The following is a 20,106-nucleotide window of genomic DNA, read 5'->3' as shown; positions in this document are numbered from 1 at the left end:
TGGTATTTATGTAAGTCTTTTAAGATAATTAAATTTTTGTTTGAGTTTTTCACAAACGAACATAAATTTGATTTCCCCAAAATCCATCAATACACCTATACATAGAAAATGATTTAGGATTGCTATAGCGGTTTAATGCTTCTTATGTGCTTCAGATTTAACACATTGACTTTCTTTGACATTGTGCACCCAAGATGATTAGGTCGTCAGTCCTGATTTCCTGAAATTTAGTCAGCCGGCGCTTATTGCTTATCCGATCAACTTAACCGGTGCGCAGTGCGCACCCTACAAACTACTAAAATTGAATTATGGATATTTTTGAAAGTGTCAAAATGGCTGTCACAACTTTGACAGCAAATAAGTTACGCAGTAGCTTGACGATGTTAGGAATTATCATCGGTAATGCTTCTGTAATTTCGATGATTGGTATCGGTGAAGGAGCACAGACATTTATTGCGGGACAAGTTAACTCTCTGGGTTCAAATTTGCTGTTTATCATTCCCGGAAGTCCTGAAGCGCAAAGTCGCCCGGTGATTCCGCCTCAGACGTTGGTGTTGGAAGATGCAGATGCGATCGCCTCTCAAGTTGCTTCTGTCCAAGAAGTTGCACCAACTCTCAATGACAGTCAACTCGTTACTTACCGCAATAAAAACGTTTCATCTTCCATTGTCGGAACTACTCCCGAATTTCTGACAGTCAGAAGCTTTGATGTTGGTAAAGGTCGATTTTTAAACAAATTAGATTTAGAAAGACAGGAAAATGTAGTTGCTTTAGGTTCAGAAGCTGCTGAACAATTGTTTGGCAATACGCAGCCGATTGGTCAATATATTCGGATCAAAAATTCTACTTTTCAAGTGATTGGAGTGATGCAGTCAAAGGGTTCGAGTTTTGGCGACAATCAAGATATGAATGTCTATTTGCCGCTGACAACGATGGCTAATCGGATTGTCGGGCGCTCGTCTCCCTACGGTACTAAGGTGACATTTATTTCTGTGTCTGTGAAAGATGAGAAGTTGATGCGGGCGGCGCAATTTCAAATTGAAAATTTGCTCAGATTGCGCCACAATATTACGAAAGAAGATGATTTTACTGTCCGAAATCAGAAGGATTTAATGAAGACTTTGGGCAGTATTACTGGGGCTTTGACTCTAATGTTGGCTTTTGTGGCGGCAATTTCGCTGTTTGTGGGCGGCATCGGGATTATGAATATTATGCTGGTTTCTGTGACGGAACGTACTAAGGAAATTGGACTGCGAAAGGCGATCGGGGCTTCTCCCCAAGATATTCTAATTCAGTTTATGATCGAGGCTGTAATTTTGTCGGCTGCTGGTGGCGCGATCGGTACTGGATTCGGTATCGGCGGCGTGTTTTTGGTGTCGGCTTTTACTCCTCTGCAAGCTAGCGTGTCTCCAGTGGCGATCGCCCTTGCAGTCGGCGTTTCTGGCAGCATTGGCTTATTTTTCGGCATCGTACCTGCAAAACAAGCTGCGAAATTAGACCCGATTGTGGCACTCAGAAGTGCTTAAGAAGGAAGAAGGAAGAAGGAAGAAGGAAGATGAAAGAAGGAAGAGGGAAGATGGAAGAAGGCTTTACTTTGTAACTTTCCCAATTCCCAATTCCCAATTCCCAATTCCCAATTCCCAATTCCCAATGCCCGATGCCCGATGCCCAATTCCCAATTCCCAATTCCCAAATTATGAATTTTATTGAAAGTGTTAAAATGGCTGGCCAAACACTGCTAGCAAATAAAACTCGCAGCAGTTTAACGATGATTGGGATGATTGTCGGAAACGCTTCGGTAATTGCGATGATTGGTATTGGAGAGGGAGCACAAAAATTTGTAAGTGGACAAGTTCAATCCCTTGGTACAAATGTATTGATCGTGAGGCCAGGAGTTCCCAATGCTAGGCGAAGTTCGATCGCCAGCGCGCCTCAAACATTGATAGTAGAGGATGCTAAGGCGATCGCCTCTCAAGTCCCTTCCGTCCAAGGTGTCTCCGCAGAACTCAACAGTTCAGAGATTGTTCGCTACAGTAACAAAAATGTTTCGTCTCTAATTTTTGGCACGATTCCAGAATTTCTCACAGTCAGAAATTTTGAAATGGCTAAAGGGCGATTTTTGACTGAACTCGATGTTAAGCAAAACAATCAAGTTGTAGTGCTCGGTTCAGAATTGGCCGAGCAACTGTTTGACAATGCTAATCCCCTCGGCGAACAAGTGCGAGTTAAAAATGTCAGTATGAAAGTAATTGGAGTATTCGCGCCCAAAGGCACATCTTTTGGTACGAATTATGATAACTCGGCTGTTGTGCCGATCGCCACAATGGCCAACCGCATTGTCGGGCGGAAATCTCCCTACGGTTTAGCTGTCACTTCGCTGTTTATTTCAATTCAAGATGAGTCGAAAATGGATGCGGCTCAATTTCAGGTAGAAAACTTGCTGAGACTGCGGCACAAAATTAGCACAGAAGATGACTTTACGGTCAGAAATCAGAAAGATTTAATGGCGACAATGGACTCGATTTCCGGGGCCCTGACACTGATGTTAACTGCTGTTGCTAGCATTTCCCTGTTGGTAGGTGGCATTGGGATTATGAACATTATGCTTGTGTCTGTGAGCGAACGGACGCAAGAAATCGGGCTCAGAAAGGCGATCGGGGCTTCCCAACAAGATATCCTGTTTCAATTTATCGTCGAAGCTATAATTTTATCGGCTGCAGGAGGGATAGTCGGTACTTGCGTAGGTGTCGGCGGTATCTTGCTTGTAGGTAATTTTACGCCATTGCAAGCTGGTATCTCCCCTGTGGCGATCGCCCTTGCTGTCAGCGTGTCCGGCACAGTGGGCCTCTTCTTCGGCGTTGTCCCCGCGCGTCAAGCCTCCAAACTCGACCCGATCGCAGCATTAAGAAGTGCTTAACTAATAATCACACATATAATATACTTAAGTAAATACCGAGATCAGTAAATACCTAATGTTACAGTTTGATTCTAACCGCGATATATATATCTTTAAATATTAATAAAACCAGTGGGATTGTACATAGTGAGCAAAATTCATGTATGAGAAATTACAAATAAATCCGGAAACTTTATAAAAATGAGTGAAATATTAAAGATTCAATAAAGTTGTAGTCCGGGTATTTACGTAGTAAGCGGAAAGTCTAATAATATAAATGAGAAGCAAACAGACATGAGCACTTATCAATGCTATGATTCTTTGCTATAATTTAATGAAAAATATCACATAAATACCAATGGCTTCTATTACCAGTAGTCCTAAATTCGACTTTCTCGAAGGAACTTCAGCAGCAGACACAATTAGCGGCTTGGATGGCAACGACATAATTTATGCCAAGGGCGGAGATGACTTTCTTGAAGGCGATCGAGGTAAAGACAAAATCTGCGGCGACCAAGGCAACGATACAATTGTCGGCGGCGCAGACGAGGATATCATCTGGGGTGGCAAAGGCAACGATCTAATTTTGGGCGACTCTGGCAACGATACAATTGTCGGCGGCGCGGGTAGCGATACAATGGCCGGCGGCCCCGGCGATGACATTTTTGCGATCGCGAAATTGAACGGTGGCCCAACGGTAGCAACAGCCGACTACATCAACGACTTCGGCAGCGGCAACGACAAAATTCAATTGCTAGACGGCCTGACATTTAACGACTTAAACATCCAGCAAGGCACAGACGCTAACAGCAACAGCACCGTAATTCAAGACAAACTCACGGGCGAATATTTAGCAGTATTGCCAGCAGTCAACAGCAGCAGTGTCAACCGCGACAACTTCACAACTCACTTATCGGGAAACCCGATCCTCGATTGGAACGGAGTCATGCTCAATGCAGTGCGGACAGCCAACAGCGCGCCTCCCCAAGCCTCCCGCAACATGGCAATGGTTCAGGCAGCCGTTTACGACTCTGTTAACTCCATCAGCAAAAAATACAGCCCTTACCGGATCAGCATCGATGCACCAGCAGGCACATCACCAGAAGCAGCCACAGCAGCCGCTGCCCTCCGCGTCTTAGTCAGCCTCTACCCAGCCCAAGCAGCCACATTCAACGAAGCATACGCATCGTCTTTAGCCAAAATTCCTGATGGTAAATCTAAAGAAGACGGCATCGCCCTCGGACAACAGGTGGCCGACCAAATTATCGCTTTGCGGAGTGCAGACGGCACAAAGACAGAAGTGCCGTACATCCCCTCAACCGAGCCCGGTCTCTGGACGCCGACTACCCCCGGTTTTGCTGTAGGGCTGGCGCCGCAGTGGCCCGGCGTTACTCCCTTTGTTATGACTAGCGGTCCTCAGTTTCGCACAGAGGGCCCCCTCGCCATTGACACCGCCAAATACGCAGAGGAAGTTAACTTCGTCAAAGAAATCGGCAAAAGTGACAGCCTGACGCGCACCCCAGATCAAACTGCGATCGCCAACTTCTGGGCCAACGGTGCAGGTACTTTTACGCCTCCGGGCCACTGGAACCAAATCGCCCAAGATGCAGCGGCTATGGCGGGTAGCTCTCTGGAAGATAACGCCCGGTTGTTCGCCCTGCTAAATTTTGCCCTCGCCGATGCTGCTGTTGTCTCTTGGGATACCAAGTACAAGTACAATTTGTGGCGGCCGGTGACAGCTATCCGCGAAGCTGACAGAGACAACAACCCCAACACGACAGCCGACCCCCTGTGGACTCCGCTGCTAACGACTCCGCCGTTCCCAGAGTACACGTCGGGCCACAGTACCTTTAGCGGTGCGGCAGAGCCTGTTCTGAATGCTGTATTCGGTTCGGATTACGGCTTTGCGGACAAGGGAGATAAATCTGTCAACAGTTTGCGAACTTTTGACAACTTTGCCCAAGCTGCTGAAGAATCGGGGATGAGCCGCCTTTACGGAGGCATCCATTTCATGACTGCTAACCTAGATGGTTTGAGTTCTGGTAGAAATCTGGGGAACTATGTTGTGCAGAATTTCTTACTTTAGGACAGTGGCGAGTCGATCGGGAAATGGAAAATGGAAAACTTGTTATTTTCTATTTTCTAAGTGGGTGCATCTCTAATTTTGCAAATAAAAGAAAAAAGCATTGCACACCTTACCGCTACAAGTAGCGCGTCAAGCCACGCTTTGCGTCCAATACTTACTATTCGAGCAATTCTACAGTGCCGAGATATCCGTCTACCCGTACTTTTTGACCGTCTCGAAAGCGCGTTGTAGCTTCAGCAACATTCATGACTGCGGGAATTTTGTACTCGCGAGCGATAATTGCTCCGTGAGAGAGTTGGCCGCCAACTTCGGCGATAATTGCTGTTGCTCCTAATAATAGCGGTGCCCAACCTGCATCGGTGTAGGGTACGACAACGATCGCACTTTCGCCTAATTCAGTGGTGACACTCCGGCAAATCTTGACAAAACCTTCGACGCAGCCGATACTTGCGGGGATTCCCTGCACGATAGCGGTTGTTGATGTTGCGGGTGCGATCGACCTTTTGGAAGAATTGGGCAGTAAATTGCCGTAGACTACAGGAGGAATCGGGCGATCGCGATCAGTCAACAGTCGATCGCGCCTTTGGCTAATCGTATCTTGAAAACAAACATTTGCAGCGCTGCGAATCCACTGCTGAATCTCCCCAAATTCCAGATAAAAAATATCCCCCGGTTCCTTAAATACTTGCATTTCCAACCCGCAGGCTTCAATCTCCAGAAAAGTCCAGCGCAGGTGAGCCAACAAACGAGCGTAAATTTCGCTAATTTGGCTTTTGACTATAGCTCGTTCCTGACATTTATTTAAGCGCCATTTTTGAGCAAAAGTCAAGCTTAATTTATCAGTTGCTGCCAAATTAGCAACAGCAGGTTTTTGAGCCAGATTTAACAGCAACTTTCGGTAAAATTCCGGCTGTTCCCGCCAAGTAGGAACAGCAATATCCGTTCCCACCTCGCTCAAATATCCGTAAGTATTAAGCCACTGTTCAAAGTTTGCTTGTAAAACCGAATTTTCAGCAAAAAATTGTGCTAACTGTGCGGTTGAAACAGTTTCGCCCAATTGCAAAATAGCACTTGTTCGCAATTTTTCAGCCAACTGCTGTAAAGCTCGCACCGAAGCGATTTCAGGAGCAGTATCATTGTCTAGCCATTCATCGTCAACTCGAAAAATTGATTTGCGAATTGCCAGCCCGATCGGCCCTAATATATTGTAGTAAGTAATCGGCTTCAGCCACTCCTGAATTTGCTCAGATTTATCCAATAACTCCGACAAATACTGATAATTGGGCATTGGGCATTGGGCATTGGGCATTGGGCATTGGGAATCGGGAATTGGGCATTGGGCATTGTTACTATTATCAACTGCCAACTGCCTACTATCAACTGACTTCTCCAGACTTTGGAGTGCGGGGATAAAAACAGAAGTGCGATCGCCCTCAAAATCTGCATTTAGCGCCCGCTCCCGCTGCAACAAACGCCACAAACCGGGCAAATTGGGCAAAATCTTCCCCAAAGGCGGCTTACCCATCTTCTGCCCTCTGAGCAAAAATTCCAAACCCTGCTCCGGCAATCCCATCATCCGAAAAATTTCGCCCAACAAAGTCGCGTTAAAATAGGCGTGGGAACCAAGCAAAGTTGCTGTTTCATTAAAATTTAGATTGGCAGCTCTTTCCCCTAAAACAACCTTAAATATTTCTCCCCAAACCCCGCAAGTCAGCGGCCGATTAATCGACCAAGTTAGCGGGCGAATTGCACCGGGAATCACTTCTGCCGCAATAGTCCGCGTCCAAAACGGCTGCAAATTAGTAATCGGGCGGCTTTGCAAAATCCAAACTTTTTCCCCATCCCAACTCCACTCAATATCCTGCGGGATGCCATGAAAAAAGGCTTCGATGGCTTGCGCTTGTTTGACTAATTCTGCGATATTTTTTTTATCAATAATTGAACTAAATTCTAGGGCGCTTAAATTTTGATCTAAAGTTTCAGGTTGGCTAAAATCCACTTCCAAATGAACCGGAGTAACTTGCCCGCCGACAACAGATTCCGCACCTCCCGGCAGAGCTTCAATAATAATTTGAGAACCGCCATCTAAAGGATTGCGGCTGAACATAACTCCGGCAATTTGGCTTTCAATGTAAGGCTGAATCAAGACAGCCATTTGAGTATCGGGGAGTTGTCGCTGGCGGCGGTAAGCCACAGCTTCGGAAGTCCAATAAGACTGGCGGCAGCAATTAATGCCGTCGAGCAATTCTGCTTCAGTGAAAACAGGCCCGATGGTTTGATATTGTCCGGCGGCGGAACTAAAATCGCCATCTTCTCCCGCAGCAGAAGAGCGCACAATTATGCGGTTGGGGATTTTTCCTTTGAGGTTTTGGATGACAGAATTACTGATTGAATGGCGATCGGCATTTTCCTCATTCCCTTTTCCTTCTTCCCTCTTCCTTCTTCCCTCTTCCTTCTTCCCTCTTCCTTCTTCCCTCTTCCTTCTTCCCTCTTCCTTCTTCCCTCTTCCTTCTTCCTTCAAAAATGGCAAAATCCAGCCCGAAGGAACATTAAAACCAGCGCGTTTTAGCTGAGACAACTTAGCCGCTTTATCGCCGCAGATTGCGGCATCCAACGAGTCATCTAGAGAAAACAATTGTTCCGATTTAGATAAAGCCATATCATCACCCTGACGGATATTAATCGCTGCTAATAAAACTCCCAATCCTGCCGCTGCTAAAAATTCCGGCAAAGATTGACGCCACACCCAAACCCAGATGGGCGTGCACAGACAGCCGCAGCGGGAAGCAAATAGTCTCGCCCGATCGCCCTTTTGCCACCACCGCCGTGCCAAACCCCACACCAGCAGCCCCCAGATGCCCGACGAGACAGCCACCGGCGGCGAAAATACCAAAAGACCCCAAACGGCATTAGTGACACCTCCACCTCCGGCGATCGCATATCTAGCAGCGACTAGAGGAATCAACAGGGCGATCGCAATTTCCGGTGCATCCGGGAAGTAAAATCGGCCCGCCAAAACCGGCAAAATACCCCGGCCAACTTCCGCCAACACCGCAGCAATCCCCGCCAATTTCCCGCCGTGAATGAAAGCAGCCGAAACACCAACATTCCCCGTGCCCAACCGCCTCAAATCACCGCCGCCCAACAGTCGCACCGCCCAGCTAGTAAGCGGCAAAGCACCGAGGGCAAAACTGGCAGCTAACAGCAATGCCATTGTCAACAGCACCATAAACCAGCCCTCAAATTCCCATGTCTAAGTATTATGGCTGCAATTCACTCGCTTTTTCAGCCTTCAGATATATTGCGCGATCGCCCAAAGCACCTAAAATGATAAAGAAGTAAAGTAAATAAGGATTTAAACCTAATGGCAGAACCCAACCTAATTATTCCCATCTCAGTTCTTGGTGTTGGATTTGTAGCTGCGGTTAGTATCGGCTCCATTGCGTGGTACAACTCCAAGCGTCCCCCCGGCTGGGAATCCAAAGAGCGGCCTGATTTTGTTCCGAAAGTTGACAAAGACGATTTGATTGCTGATGTTTCTGATTCCAAAGGTAAGTAAAATCTAATTTCTTGAGACTGAAAAAAGATTTCCGAGGACTTGTGCATCAATGAAAAAACTTTGTGATTGCCAGCCGCAGCGCCGCAGTTTCAAGGGTTGAATTTTCCATTTTTTGCACGAGTTCTACCCTTAAGTAGCAGGCTGCATCAGTTCCAACAATTGCTCGAATTCAAAAAGTGTTATTTGTGCGATCGACAAAAAAACCGATACTGTGCCACCGAACCCCGTCGCGAAAATATCTAATTTTTATAATTTTGTTGCAACTCCCAAATTTGTCTGTGGAGTAAATCTTAAAAATTTAAATTTTAAACTGTTTTGAGTCAAGTATAAAAATCTCCAATCGACGCACCGCACGAGAAAACAGAATTGAGTTGCACTCAACAAAGACAAGATTCAATTATCTGCGTCCATCTGTGTTTATCCGCTTGAAATCTGCGGTTAACAGATCGAATATTCATGCACATAAAGTCTAAACTCCTTGTTGACAGAAACTGGCAATCCAGAGTTTTAACGTTTATTGTCAGCAGCAACTTTTAAATTTTTGAGTTTGCGGCTGATGTATTCAGATAGCGATTTTTCTGAGTCTGGGAGTGGCAAACCATCAAAAATAGGGATTTTTGGCCAAAAGTATTTTTGAGAAGCCCGATCGCCCGCTACAATAAGTTAAGAGCCGGCACCGCATTTTGCAATGAATCCAGAATCAACTCTCGCCAGACTACAAGCTACACTTCCCGATGGAAAACTGCCTTCTAGCTACGGGGTTTACTTCAAAAACACCCTAGTAGCCCTGTGTCACGCCCTAGAAGACCACATCTTGCAAACCAGCGGGGGGGAGGACGATCTCGCACTCAAACCACTGGTATTGGTGACATTTCAGCAGGGAAAATGGTATTTGCAAGAAGCCGATCGCTACTTCGATATTGCTAAGGCTTCTCGACAGGTTGTCATCGGTGCAGTAGCCGACAGCGGCTTCGCTACCCACAAAACAGGTCAATTAGAAAATGTATCTTTAATAGAACTCGATGAGATCGATCCCATCATCCAAGAATGGAATTTAATCATCCTCGCCCCGACTTATAAAGCAATGGTGCTTTGTCGCGAACTTTCCACCGAAGAATATTTGCCAGAGGGCAAGCCAGAAGTTGATACAGAGCGAAAATTCTACGGTTTGTGGTCGTTTGACCAGTCCTTGGTGTCGGCGTCTGCAGAAATTTTTATAGCACAAACACGACATTATAATTCTTCCCTAGCCGACAGTTTGCAGGAAATTTACCAATCCATTTTGGCAACCAAAGGCCCGCCCTTGGCAGACATTAGCGGCGTAGTATCGCGGATCGTCACTTACCTGCAAAGTTCTCAGCAGCAAATGGTGGCAATTAACCGCCAAACCCGCGATTTGTGGGAATTGGAAGGTCAAGCTTTGCGCGTCAGCCGCAATTTGAACGCTAACAAACTGCAAGCTTTCCTGCGGATGGCCCAGCGCGTGGACGAACGCGATAGCTCAAATCCCGCAGCTTCTTTGCAGGTAGCGGCGCTGTCCGAAACTTTGGGTCAATTGCTGGATTTGCCCGCTTTGCAGTTGCGCCGGCTGCGGCTGGCCGGATTGCTGTTTCGAGTCGGCTTGGTTTCGGCCCCAAATGAAGTATTCGATCGCACTCCCGATCAATTCGACCAATCAACTCTATCATTTTGGCGCGATCGCAGTTTCATCGGTTGCCAACTTTTGCAAGCAATGCCGGAGATAGCACCAGTAGCCGAAATTGTCAAGCACGAACTCGAAAAATGGGACGGCAGCGGCAGACCCGAAGGTTTGCGAGGCGAAGAAATACCTATAGCATCGCGGATTTTGGGATTGGTAGCTTATTATCAAGAACTGACTCAACCGCGGGGCGATCGTCAGGCTTTAAGTTTGAGCGCAGCTTTGGAACAGTGCCGCGAACAGTCTGGTACTCGTTTCGATCCGGCTTTGGTGGAAACTCTCAGTAACGTCGTCAGACTCACAGAAATGGGTTTGATGGAGTTACCGAGCCGCCCCAGCCAATTGCCGAATGTCTGGTTGGAAGAATCGGGCGATCGAACGACCGCCGCCGTCCCGGCATTATAGTATCACTGGACTGTTGACTGTTGACTGTTGACTGTTGACTGTTGACTGTTGACTGTTAACCAACAACTGACAACCCACAACTGACAACTGACTAATGACTAACGACCTCGAAGCCATACGCAAAGGCAAAATTCTCATGTTGGCCGGCAGAGATTTAGCCGGCACAGACTTAGCGGGAGCCAATCTCGCCGGCGCCGACTTGTCTCAAGCCAACTTAGCAGGAGCTAATCTCGCGGGCGCTAACTTGCAGCGGGCGGTACTGCGAGCAAACCTCCGCGGCGCTGACTTGAGTGGTGCAGATTTGCGGGGCGCAGATTTTCGGAATGCCGATTTGCGCGGAGCTTCTTTTGCTAATGCTTTAGTGCGCGAGGCAAGTTTTGGCGGTGCTTTTTTGACAGGCGCTTCGATCGGCAATTTGGATTTGAGCGGTGTCGATTTGCGCGGGGCAGATTTGCGGGGCGCAGCTTTGGCTAGGGCAATTTTGCAATCCGCCGATTTGAGCCATGCTAATTTGTCCGGTGCTGATTTGTCCGGCGCTGACTTGGAAGAAGCCATCTTGAATGGAGCCGTACTGCGCGGCGCTAACCTAACGGGGGCTAATTTGCTCTGTGCTGCGATCGAACAAACCCTTTGGGATGGAGCGTTGCTCGATCGCGCCTGTCTCCAAGGCACTCCCCTGAACCCTTAAATTTCAAAAATATTCCTTTCTAGGCATACCCAAAATAACATCACCTTATAAAGTGAATAAGCACAAGCTATTTTAACATTTCTTAATGGGAGGTTATAATGGCGACTGTAGATCAGCAAACGCATAAATGGTAGCAGCTTTGTTTAGCGGTACATCCTTTCAAGGTCAAAATGGCGATCGCCTTGTCAGCAAAGTAGCAGGAGCTGCGATCGCGGCCTTATTCAAAAGTTCGGAAAAGGCCGAAGCCAACATCCGAGTCGAACCAGTAGCCAAACTCTTGCAGGGAAGCATCGACGGTTTCGACTTCATTGGCAAAGGTATGTTGATGTACAACGGCCTTCGCATAGAAGTGATGGAACTCTACCTGCAAGCACTCTCCATTGATTTTGGGGCGATTTTTGCAGGAAGCGTGAAATTGCGGCAGCCTACCCAGGCAAATATGCGAGTAGTTTTAAGTCGATCGGATTTAACCACCTCATTCAACACACCTTTTGTAGTTGAAAAACTCCAGAAGCTGAAATACCAAGAGCAATCTTTGCACTTTCAAAACACAGAAGTCAGCTTCGGAACAGACAAATCAATTCGGCTTCAGTCTGAAATTGCCGTAGGCGATGCCAGCGAACCCGTCAACATAGATATTACAGCTCAATTGCAAGTAGAAGACCGACGCAAAATCCAATTTGTCAGCGTTACATACGGAGGCGACCAGCAAGCAGTAGACTTGGGTCAAGCTATAATTGCCCACGTAAATAACCTGCTAGACTTAGACAAATTTGCCTTAGAAGGCACTCAACTGCGAGTAGACCGCTGCCGAGTTCAAAACGACGAGCTAGTTTTTTACGGTTGGGCTGGCATCGAACAGTTCCCCAAAGGCAAGCGTTAAGCCTCAGCCTGCTCAGCTTTGCCCAACAATCTAGTTGGGAAAGAGAAAATTTTTTAGTTAGCAAACAACCCGCGGATGCGGGTTTTGCTTTGGATTTTAGATTGGAGGAAAAATTTCAGATCTAAAATCTAACATCTAACGTCGATCGACTCAAAATCAGCACTGAGGTTGATTCGATCTGGCAAATTATTTTGATACATTTAAACGATCGATTAAATCACCCCTCAAGAATAAAGATGCTCGGATTTTATTTGTTTTGTATCTACGTAGCAGTTTTGTCCGTGCTTGCTAGACCCAGCCACAGCGGGTCTGAGAAATGGTGGGTAGAAATTGTCACCGATTTGCCCCACTGTACCTACTATTTTGGCCCCTTCGACACCGAGAAAGAAGCTTCCAGCAATACTCCGGGCTACATCGAAGACTTGGAAAGCGAAGGAGCCAAAAGGGTTAGCATCCGCATCAAACGGTGTCAGCCTTCCGAGCTCACCATTTGTGATGAATTCTCAGAAGGTGTCGCTGCTTAAGAATTTTGATATTCCTGACCACAGAAACCGCGTTTTTTGACGAAAATACTCCGTCTATCGCGAGGGGTATCGGTTAAACAACCTGGTTTCTGAGCGTCAAGAGTGCGTAAGTTCTGTGTTAGTTTTTCATTAACTGAAGCCTCAACAATAATATTAAGCATCATCTTGTCCTAGTCCTTACCGTGCGGACTTTGTATTTGTAGTGGTGGTTTAAAAGTCGGCTTCTTCTCCACCAAAATGCTGATTGTAAGCAGAATTAACTGTCAAAAATTACCAGGGCTAAATCAGCACAGAGTACGATCCGATCGATCCCGTTGCGTTGATAAATTGAGATAGAACAGTAAAAACTACTTAAATCTTCCCAGAGGTAAATATGTTTGAGCTCTCTATGTTCGGTATGTTTTTCACGGCATTTTGGGTGCTAACTCAACCTGCTAGCAGCACTCGACCTAGCGAATGGTGGGTAGAAGTTGATACAGATTCGCCAAAGCGTACCTATTACTTTGGCCCCTATGACAGCAGACAGGAAGCTTCTAACAGGTCGAACGGCTACATCCGAGACCTGGAGAACAAAGGAGCTAAAAAAATTAGCATCAACATCAAACAAGGTAGCCAACCTACTCAGCTAAGAGCTAGCGAAGAGTCTTGAGAAGTTGGGAAACTGCCAATTACGGGCGAATAAAATTTGACTTGTTAACAGGTTTTTTTTCAAATGAGATCGCGCTTTCATACAGGAGGGACACAGCATGGTTGTGTCCCTTTAAAATTTTTAAGAACTGGTATTATTTGCGCCCGGTAAATGCAAGTTTTTTCAAGGGAGCATTTGGTTGAGATTACTGCGAGGATTAAAAGTACGATTGGCTTTGATTTTCTCGTAAAACTCTCGTTCCTCAGCGGTGAGTTCTTTCGGCGGGACGATCGCAATTTTGACCAACAAATCAGTCCGTTCATCCTTCTTCGGTTTCGGCCATCCTTTCCCGCGCAACCGCAAAGACTGACCCGATCGCATCCCGGCTGGAAATTTTACAGTTATCATACCTTCAGGCGCCGGCACTTCAATCGAAGCTCCCAACACCGCTTCATCGGGAGTTATCGGCACTTCGCAGACCAAATTTTCTCCCTCAAACTGGAAGAAAGCGTGGGGTAAAACTTCTAACTTTAAGTACAAATCTCCCTGCTGCTTCGTGTACGGGTCAACTTGACCTTTACCTTTTACCCGAATTTTGCTGCCAGTTTTCACTCCCGCAGGAATCGAAACTTCGCCCGTGGCGACTCGCTTGGAAGTTCCCCGAAATGCTTCCCCCAGAGTCAGGGAAATCGTCACCTCAGTGTCGCGAGTGCCCCCTGCGCTGCGGTTTTCGTACCCCGCAAAATCTTCAAATCCGCCAAAACCGGTCGGCCCGCCGGCGCTGGTGCGCTGGTTGCTATAATTCCACTTGCTGCTACGGCTACTACTACCACCCGCACCACTGGCCGCGCGCCCCAGCAAGGCATTGATAAATTCGTCAAAACTACCGTACTGGCTGAAGTCAACACCACCAAAGTCTACATTCGTGGCGCCCCCTCCTGGCCATCCGCTGGGAGTTGCAGCCGCTTGCTTCCAGTATTGACCGTATTGGTCGTATTTTTGGCGTTTTTCTGGGTCGGAAAGCACTTCGTAAGCTTCGTTTACTTCTTTAAAACGAGCTTCGGCTTCTTTGTTCCCTGGATTCATATCCGGGTGATATTTGCGGGCTAGTTTGCGGAAAGTTTTTTTAATTTCATCAGCGCTGGTGGTTTTGTTGAGTCCCAAAATAGCGTAATAGTCTTTAAAATCTGTTGCAGCCATTAAGTAATCCTCTCTTTATTAGTTATTAGTTGTTAGTTGTTAGTTGTTAGTTGTTAGTTGTTAGTTGCTAGTTGTTAGTTGTTAGTTGTTAGTTGTTAGTTGTTAGAAAGAATAAATCCCAAATTAGCAGGATGGCGAATTATAGCAACCGCACCCGACAGTAAGGACGTTCTCGCGTTGCACCTCTTCCTTCTTCCCTCTTCCCTCTTCCTTCTTCCTTCTTCCTTCTTCAAATTATAGGTTATCAAAGGTTTGGACTCGATCGAGTTCGGTTGTTGCTTTGCGGGACATCGCAATTTCCGCACCCCGCTGCTGTTGGAGATTTTGACGAGTTGTGCGTCTTCGCGATTTTGGTGTGGCTGCGAGATTAGATGAGAGTTGAGGCGGGCCGGAGAAAGCTGCTGCGGTTGTGCGATCGCCCGTTGGGTTGACTGGCCCTGGCGATCGATCTTTTTTTGGGGTGCGCGGTGCGATCGAACTTTTCTTCTCTAGCTTTTCACCCAATGCAAATCCTAGCACGTTCTCATCAGCAACTCCAGTCCAATCTGCTACCTAAATTTTGACTCAATTATACCCTAAAGTGCGCAGTAATTCAACAACCCTTCGAGATATCTTTTCCTCCCCAGACTGGTGCTATACTATTTATTTTGAAAGCCTCTGCATAGATTTATGTCACAAAAATATAACATAATCTCTCTGCTTTTTGTTAACTAGAACACACACTTTTAGAAAAATTAAGATAGGATGGTAGCTCAATAAGTTATTAACGTTACGAGAGTGCAGCTACCATGAATTATTTGCTAAGTTGGCCTTGCGGCTGCTGCGACGATTGGAAAGAAAATTCCGAGAGTTGTGTTGTACTCAGAAACGGGCAGCGCATTTGTCAGTCGTGCTACGATCGCAAATACAATAATCAGAAGCTATCGGCCCGACGCAGGCGATCGAACATATCTGTATCACCGCAGACCGTAACAGAGACTGTCCCTTATTAATGCGCCTGAGTTTGAATAAAGCCAAGTATTTCGACAGCCTTGCACCAGAAGTTGCCATTAATAAGCTGTTCTACATTTAAATTGTGTGTGAAAAATTAATAAAACTCTTGTGGTACGTTGCTCCGACGCCGTTCCAAATATACCATTCAAATGCGCGACAGCTTAATGAACTCAAAAAATAATTGCGTCATCAGTCATCAGTCATCAGTCATCAGTCATCGGTAATCTGCCACTAATTTAGTTATTTATCATCAGTCACTTGAAAAGCAGGTAACAGATTTTAACTTAAAAAACTAATGACTGACAACTAATGACGAATGACTAATAACTAAATGATAGTTCCATCAAGAATCGTGGCATTTTTCAGGACTACGACAATGCCGCTGCGGATATAAAAACCTTGGTTTTCGCGGTTAGCTTCTTCCACTCGGTCTTTATTAATGATTTGAACATTGCGGCCGATGCGGGCATTTTTATCCACAATCGCGCGGCGAATTGTAGTATCTGGGCCGATACCGAGGGGAACTCCGCCATTGTCTAAACTCGAATGCCGTTCAGCGTCTGGTTCGTAGAAGTCAGCACCCATAACCAGGGTATCTTGAATCGTACATCCAGCTTCAATGCGCGATCGAACTCCCAACACAGAATGGTCGATGCGGCACTGCTTGAGAATGCAGCCTTCAGCAATAATCGATTCGGTGATGTGAGTATCCAAAAGCTTAGTTGGCGGCAAGAAACGCGGGCGAGTGTAAATCGGCGCCTTTTCATCGTAGAAACTGAAAGGAGGCTTAGGCTGTTTTGTCAGCGCCAAGTTAGCATCGTAAAAAGCCTCAATGGTTCCGATATCTTCCCAGTAATCGTCAAACAAATAAGCTTGAACGTTATGATTTTTTGAAGAATTCGGAATAATCTCTTTACCAAAATCAGTTTGGTTTGGAGATTCTTTCAGGAGTTTAATCAAAACTTCTTTTTTGAAGACATAAATCCCCATCGAAGCAATGTAAGGATTTTCTTGAGCCTGCTGCGCTGTCAGTCCCAGTTTAGTAGTATCCACCTGCATTTGTTTGAGCGCATCGCCTTTTGGCTTTTCGCTGAAAGAAGTAATGCGGCCGTTGTCGTCGATTTTTGTCAAACCAAAATCCGAGGCCCGCTTCTCGTCCATTGGTAAAACCGAGAGAGTGATATCGGCGTTGGTTTCTCGGTGTCTCTTCACAAACTTCTCGTAGTCCATGCGGTAGAGGTGGTCGCCTGAAAGAATCAAGTATTCGTCAACATCCCACTGTTCTAGCAGCGAGAGATATTGGCGAACTGCGTCTGCTGTCCCTTGAAACCAGTTGGGGTTTTCCTGGGTTTGCTGGGCGGCGAGCACTTCGACAAATCCCTCGGTAAAGCCAGAAAACTGGTAGGTACGAGAGATGTGGCGGTTGAGGGATGCCGAGTTGAACTGGGTGAGAACGTAGATTTTGACTATTTCGGAGTTGATGCAGTTGCTGACAGGAATATCGATGAGGCGATATTTGCCTGCGAGGGGAACTGCGGGTTTGGCTCGCAGTTTGGTTAGGGGGTAAAGGCGGGTGCCGACACCGCCACCGAGGATGATGGCTAAGACTCTTTTCAAGGAACTTTCTCCCTAGGATCTATTAACTCTCCAAGTCCAGTGTCCGATGGTGAGGGCTTCTTGACAAGGGGGGGAAGGAGGAAGTTTTGAGTGAGGAGTTCAGTCGCTTGCGCAGAAACCGGGTTGTTTAATCCAAATACTTCGTTCAAACCCTCAACAAAACTTAAAAAACCAGGTTGATCAGAGTTGGAGTGCTTCTGGGACTGGAGTTATGAGTTTTGAGTTTTGAGTTAAAATACTCATCAAGGAATAATGGATATTTAAAAAAGTTTTGAGTTGTGAGTTAAAATACTCATCAATAAATTAAGGGCAGTTTATTGAAAGAATAAGGTTCGGGGTTTTGGTTGTTAATTACAAGTTGTCTGGGTTAATTCCCCGTTATTTGACATCCTCCCCAGGGCTAAAGCCACGGGGATTCCTCACGACGCCACAACATATAAATAGGAGAATGGTCGCCGAATGGGGTTGACGATTCATCGGAGATTGCTACGTTTAAAAGTAGTCTGACATCGCCTCCACGTCCGTTTTAAGTCTCGGAATGTCCTTCCGCGACTGAGTAAATGAAAATGAATTGGTTTGTTTTTGCTTCCAGGTTGGACTTTCACCATTGCCCTTGCAGCTTTCTCTACGCCTGCTCTCACGCCTTGCTGTTTCAACGTGTCTTGAGCCTAGAGGGGGTATTTTACGCCAATATTATTTTAACATAAAGTGCCAATTTGTAGCGCACAATGCGGCTAAAGCCGTGGCATTGCTCTCAACGGCGACTGAAGTCGCAGCAGGCTCGACCCCACGCATGAATGCGGGGGCACGGCGCCCCGCTCTTCGGTCAATTTCTCGATCGAGCCTCGATCGCACTTATTGTTTTTGTTGTAGACCGATCGCACTTTGTCAAGAGCGCTCTTGTTATGCTTGAGTTTGATCCCGTGGTTTTTGCTGGCGCTCCTCTTCTCACAGGCGAGTCCAACTCCACAGCAGTCAGGAAGCGCCACCCGTCGCGACGATCGAGTTATAGGGTAGAATCTGTTTTAAATTTTGGATAGACTGCAAATTTGTGTGATATTTGGCGATCGGTCGATCGACCAAACTTGACAAGCCGTGTCTATTCTCTACCAAAAGCTAGATCCACTAGAAACCTCTGATACTGTAGCCTAAGCCGTAAAAGACAGGAAAATTGTATGCAAATCCAAACGCCAGACTGGGTTAAACACGCCGTATTCTACCAAATATTCCCCGATCGCTTCGCAAAAAGCAAACAGCCCCGCAAACGCCTGCTGCAAAACTTCATGTGGGAAGAATGGCACGAATCCCCCACCCTCCAAGGCTACAAGGGCGGCGACTTGTGGGGCGTTATGGAACAGCTAGACTACTTGCAAGACTTAGGCATAAACGCGATCTATTTCACCCCGATATTTCAGTCAGCGAGCAATCACCGCTACCACACCCACGACTACTATCAAGTCGATCCAGTGTTGGGCGGGAATCCAGCATTTAAAGAGCTTCTAGACGCCGCCCACGCTCGCGACATCAAAATCGTCCTCGACGGCGTATTCAACCACGCCAGCCGCGGCTTTTTCTTCTTTCACGACATCCTGGAAAACGGGCCCCATTCTCCTTGGCTCGATTGGTTTCAAATTGAAGGCTGGCCGCTATCCGCCTACGACGGCAATTTCCCAGCTAATTATGCCGGTTGGGACGGCAATCGAGCGCTACCTGTATTCAATCACGACAATCCTGAAGTGCGAGAATATATCATGGAAATCGCCGAATATTGGATTAAATTCGGCGTTGACGGCTGGCGGCTGGACGTTCCTTTTGAAATTAAAACAGAGGGATTTTGGCAGGAATTTCGCGATCGAGTGAAAGCGGTTAATCCTGAAGCTTACATTGTCGGCGAAGTTTGGGAAGATGCCAGAGAATGGCTCGACGGCAGTCAATTTGACGGAGTGATGAATTATCTGTTTGCTGCGCCGACTATTGCTTTTGCTGCCGGCGATCGAGTAGATCTGAACCAATTAGAAGGTCGCTCTTATTACCCCTATCCGGCGCTGTTTGCCAAGCAGTACGGCGAGAAGATTCAGGAAGTTTTGGAATTATATCCGTGGGAAATACAGCTAACTCAACTAAATTTGTTGGCCAGTCACGATACTGCGAGGTTGCTGTCAATTTCTGGAGACGATCGAGCTAGTGTAGAAATTGCGACTTTGCTGCTGTTAACTTATCCCGGAGCTCCCAGCATTTATTACGGTGATGAAGTTGGTTTACCCGGTGCTTTAGATCCTGATTCTCGCCGCAGTTTTCCCTTAAATGCTCACTGGGAACTTGATGTTTTAGACTATCACAAGCAGTTGATAGCTTTGCGCCACAAATACGCCGCCCTCCGCACTGGGACTTACAAAATTCTGTTTGCTGAAGGCACGGTTTACGTTTTTGCCCGAATTTTGGAGGATGAGGAAATAATTGTGGCTGTGAATGTGGCAACTCAAGAGGTAAAGCTGAGTTTTGAGACTCCCAGTTTGAAATCTCCTCACGAGAAATTGCTGTTCGGTAAAGGAGAATTTGTTTGGAAAGGTGAAGGGGAAACTCGGCAGTTAGAATTGAGTCTGCCGGCGCGATCGGGTTTAATTCTCGGTTCAGCTAATTAGTGCTTTAGACATTTGAAACCAAAGAAACCGGGTTTTTGACCTAATTTATGGAAAACCAAATATTGAAGTTAAAAACCCGGTTTCTGATATTGATCCAAGATTTCTGATTGATGAGATTGCTGGGCAAAGTGAAACGTAGGATTCGTTTCTCCTGATATCAATTCCGGTAACAACGGAATGATATGGAGGAGACGGCAATGCCGTGTCCCTACCCAAAATAATCTTGTAGGGACACGGCACTGCCGTCTCCTCATTTTGGCGAATAATTGCGATGCAACCGGAAACG

The 20,106-nt window shown here is 46.5% G+C and carries 17 protein-coding genes; 11 read left to right on the top strand and 6 right to left on the bottom strand.

The genetic code is table 11. The features are described from left to right. Positions 1-308 precede the first annotated feature (308 nt). From K4039_RS19730 to K4039_RS19715, 4 genes are all read left to right on the top strand, one after another. Positions 309-1,526: an ABC transporter permease gene (locus tag K4039_RS19730; RefSeq protein ID WP_265237746.1), complete on the top strand. Its 1,218-nt coding sequence runs from the start codon at positions 309-311 to the stop codon at positions 1,524-1,526. After that, positions 1,504-1,710, top strand: a complete 207-nt coding sequence (locus K4039_RS19725) for a hypothetical protein (protein WP_265237744.1) — start codon at positions 1,504-1,506, stop codon at positions 1,708-1,710. Before K4039_RS19730 ends, K4039_RS19725 begins: the two co-directional genes overlap by 23 nt. Continuing rightward, complete coding sequence (locus K4039_RS19720; RefSeq protein ID WP_265237742.1) at positions 1,697-2,917, top strand: ABC transporter permease; 1,221 nt, start codon at positions 1,697-1,699, stop codon at positions 2,915-2,917. The genes K4039_RS19725 and K4039_RS19720 overlap by 14 nt, the downstream gene beginning before the upstream one ends. A gap of 337 nt (positions 2,918-3,254) precedes the next feature. Continuing rightward, entirely contained in the window at positions 3,255-4,982 is a 1,728-nt protein-coding gene (locus K4039_RS19715) for a phosphatase PAP2 family protein (protein ID WP_265237740.1), read from the top strand. Between the two features lie 157 nt (positions 4,983-5,139). Here the strand turns inward: K4039_RS19715 and K4039_RS19710 are convergent, their stop codons facing one another. Further along, the gene (locus tag K4039_RS19710) at positions 5,140-8,211 is read right to left on the bottom strand and encodes a glycerol-3-phosphate acyltransferase (protein ID WP_265237739.1); all 3,072 of its coding nucleotides are present in this window, start codon (positions 8,209-8,211) and stop codon (positions 5,140-5,142) included. A 135-nt stretch (positions 8,212-8,346) separates the two neighbouring features. Here K4039_RS19710 and psb35 point away from each other — a divergent pair, with 135 nt between their 5' ends. The 6 genes from psb35 to K4039_RS19680 all read left to right on the top strand — a co-directional run bounded on the left by psb35 (position 8,347) and on the right by K4039_RS19680 (position 13,389). Further along, positions 8,347-8,541 (top strand): photosystem II assembly protein Psb35, encoded by a 195-nt coding sequence (psb35, locus tag K4039_RS19705; RefSeq protein ID WP_265237737.1) that lies wholly within the window; start codon positions 8,347-8,349, stop codon positions 8,539-8,541. A 688-nt stretch (positions 8,542-9,229) separates the two neighbouring features. Next, positions 9,230-10,645 carry an HD domain-containing phosphohydrolase gene (locus K4039_RS19700; protein ID WP_265237735.1) on the top strand — a complete coding sequence of 472 codons (1,416 nt, stop codon included), beginning with the start codon at positions 9,230-9,232 and terminating at the stop codon, positions 10,643-10,645. Positions 10,646-10,739: 94 nt separating this feature from the next. Beyond that, positions 10,740-11,333, top strand: coding sequence for a pentapeptide repeat-containing protein (locus tag K4039_RS19695; RefSeq protein ID WP_265237733.1), 594 nt, complete (start codon positions 10,740-10,742; stop codon positions 11,331-11,333). Between the two features lie 127 nt (positions 11,334-11,460). After that, positions 11,461-12,216 (top strand): DUF2993 domain-containing protein, encoded by a 756-nt coding sequence (locus K4039_RS19690; protein WP_265237731.1) that lies wholly within the window; start codon positions 11,461-11,463, stop codon positions 12,214-12,216. Between the two features lie 236 nt (positions 12,217-12,452). Continuing rightward, entirely contained in the window at positions 12,453-12,740 is a 288-nt protein-coding gene (locus K4039_RS19685; RefSeq protein ID WP_265237729.1) for a DUF1816 domain-containing protein, read from the top strand. Positions 12,741-13,113: 373 nt separating this feature from the next. Continuing rightward, complete coding sequence (locus K4039_RS19680; protein ID WP_265237727.1) at positions 13,114-13,389, top strand: DUF1816 domain-containing protein; 276 nt, start codon at positions 13,114-13,116, stop codon at positions 13,387-13,389. Positions 13,390-13,551: 162 nt separating this feature from the next. Here K4039_RS19680 and K4039_RS19675 read toward each other — a convergent pair whose 3' ends face one another. The 5 genes from K4039_RS19675 to K4039_RS19655 all read right to left on the bottom strand — a co-directional run bounded on the left by K4039_RS19675 (position 13,552) and on the right by K4039_RS19655 (position 18,291). Beyond that, complete coding sequence (locus K4039_RS19675; protein ID WP_265237725.1) at positions 13,552-14,568, bottom strand: J domain-containing protein; 1,017 nt, start codon at positions 14,566-14,568, stop codon at positions 13,552-13,554. A gap of 95 nt (positions 14,569-14,663) precedes the next feature. Further along, positions 14,664-14,816 carry a hypothetical protein gene (locus tag K4039_RS19670; protein WP_265237724.1) on the bottom strand — a complete coding sequence of 51 codons (153 nt, stop codon included), beginning with the start codon at positions 14,814-14,816 and terminating at the stop codon, positions 14,664-14,666. Next, positions 14,803-15,087, bottom strand: coding sequence for a hypothetical protein (locus K4039_RS19665; protein WP_265237723.1), 285 nt, complete (start codon positions 15,085-15,087; stop codon positions 14,803-14,805). The genes K4039_RS19670 and K4039_RS19665 overlap by 14 nt, the downstream gene beginning before the upstream one ends. Positions 15,088-15,888: 801 nt before the next feature. Continuing rightward, positions 15,889-17,178: a glucose-1-phosphate adenylyltransferase gene (locus K4039_RS19660; RefSeq protein ID WP_265237722.1), complete on the bottom strand. Its 1,290-nt coding sequence runs from the start codon at positions 17,176-17,178 to the stop codon at positions 15,889-15,891. A gap of 975 nt (positions 17,179-18,153) precedes the next feature. Next, positions 18,154-18,291, bottom strand: a complete 138-nt coding sequence (locus K4039_RS19655) for a hypothetical protein (protein ID WP_265237720.1) — start codon at positions 18,289-18,291, stop codon at positions 18,154-18,156. 62 nt (positions 18,292-18,353) lie between these two features. Here K4039_RS19655 and K4039_RS19650 point away from each other — a divergent pair, with 62 nt between their 5' ends. Beyond that, positions 18,354-19,820: a glycoside hydrolase family 13 protein gene (locus K4039_RS19650; RefSeq protein ID WP_265237719.1), complete on the top strand. Its 1,467-nt coding sequence runs from the start codon at positions 18,354-18,356 to the stop codon at positions 19,818-19,820. The last annotated feature ends 286 nt before the right edge of the window (positions 19,821-20,106 follow it).

The organism is Lyngbya sp. CCAP 1446/10, assembly GCF_026130175.1.
Lineage (GTDB): Bacteria > Cyanobacteriota > Cyanobacteriia > Cyanobacteriales > Microcoleaceae > Microcoleus.
This window is presented reverse-complemented; position numbering and strand designations above follow the sequence as displayed.

What these genes read in the sequence shown, in the direction of transcription:
- K4039_RS19730 (WP_265237746.1), top strand. Translation starts at nt 309, where the DNA reads ATGGATATTTTTGAAAGTGTCAAAATGGCTGTCACAACTTTGACAGCA.
- K4039_RS19720 (WP_265237742.1), top strand. Translation starts at nt 1,697, where the DNA reads ATGAATTTTATTGAAAGTGTTAAAATGGCTGGCCAAACACTGCTAGCA.
- K4039_RS19715 (WP_265237740.1), top strand. Translation starts at nt 3,255, where the DNA reads ATGGCTTCTATTACCAGTAGTCCTAAATTCGACTTTCTCGAAGGAACT.
- K4039_RS19710 (WP_265237739.1), bottom strand. Translation starts at nt 8,211, where the DNA reads ATGGTGCTGTTGACAATGGCATTGCTGTTAGCTGCCAGTTTTGCCCTC.
- psb35 (WP_265237737.1), top strand. Translation starts at nt 8,347, where the DNA reads ATGGCAGAACCCAACCTAATTATTCCCATCTCAGTTCTTGGTGTTGGA.
- K4039_RS19700 (WP_265237735.1), top strand. Translation starts at nt 9,230, where the DNA reads ATGAATCCAGAATCAACTCTCGCCAGACTACAAGCTACACTTCCCGAT.
- K4039_RS19695 (WP_265237733.1), top strand. Translation starts at nt 10,740, where the DNA reads ATGACTAACGACCTCGAAGCCATACGCAAAGGCAAAATTCTCATGTTG.
- K4039_RS19690 (WP_265237731.1), top strand. Translation starts at nt 11,461, where the DNA reads ATGGTAGCAGCTTTGTTTAGCGGTACATCCTTTCAAGGTCAAAATGGC.
- K4039_RS19685 (WP_265237729.1), top strand. Translation starts at nt 12,453, where the DNA reads ATGCTCGGATTTTATTTGTTTTGTATCTACGTAGCAGTTTTGTCCGTG.
- K4039_RS19680 (WP_265237727.1), top strand. Translation starts at nt 13,114, where the DNA reads ATGTTTGAGCTCTCTATGTTCGGTATGTTTTTCACGGCATTTTGGGTG.
- K4039_RS19675 (WP_265237725.1), bottom strand. Translation starts at nt 14,568, where the DNA reads ATGGCTGCAACAGATTTTAAAGACTATTACGCTATTTTGGGACTCAAC.
- K4039_RS19650 (WP_265237719.1), top strand. Translation starts at nt 18,354, where the DNA reads ATGCAAATCCAAACGCCAGACTGGGTTAAACACGCCGTATTCTACCAA.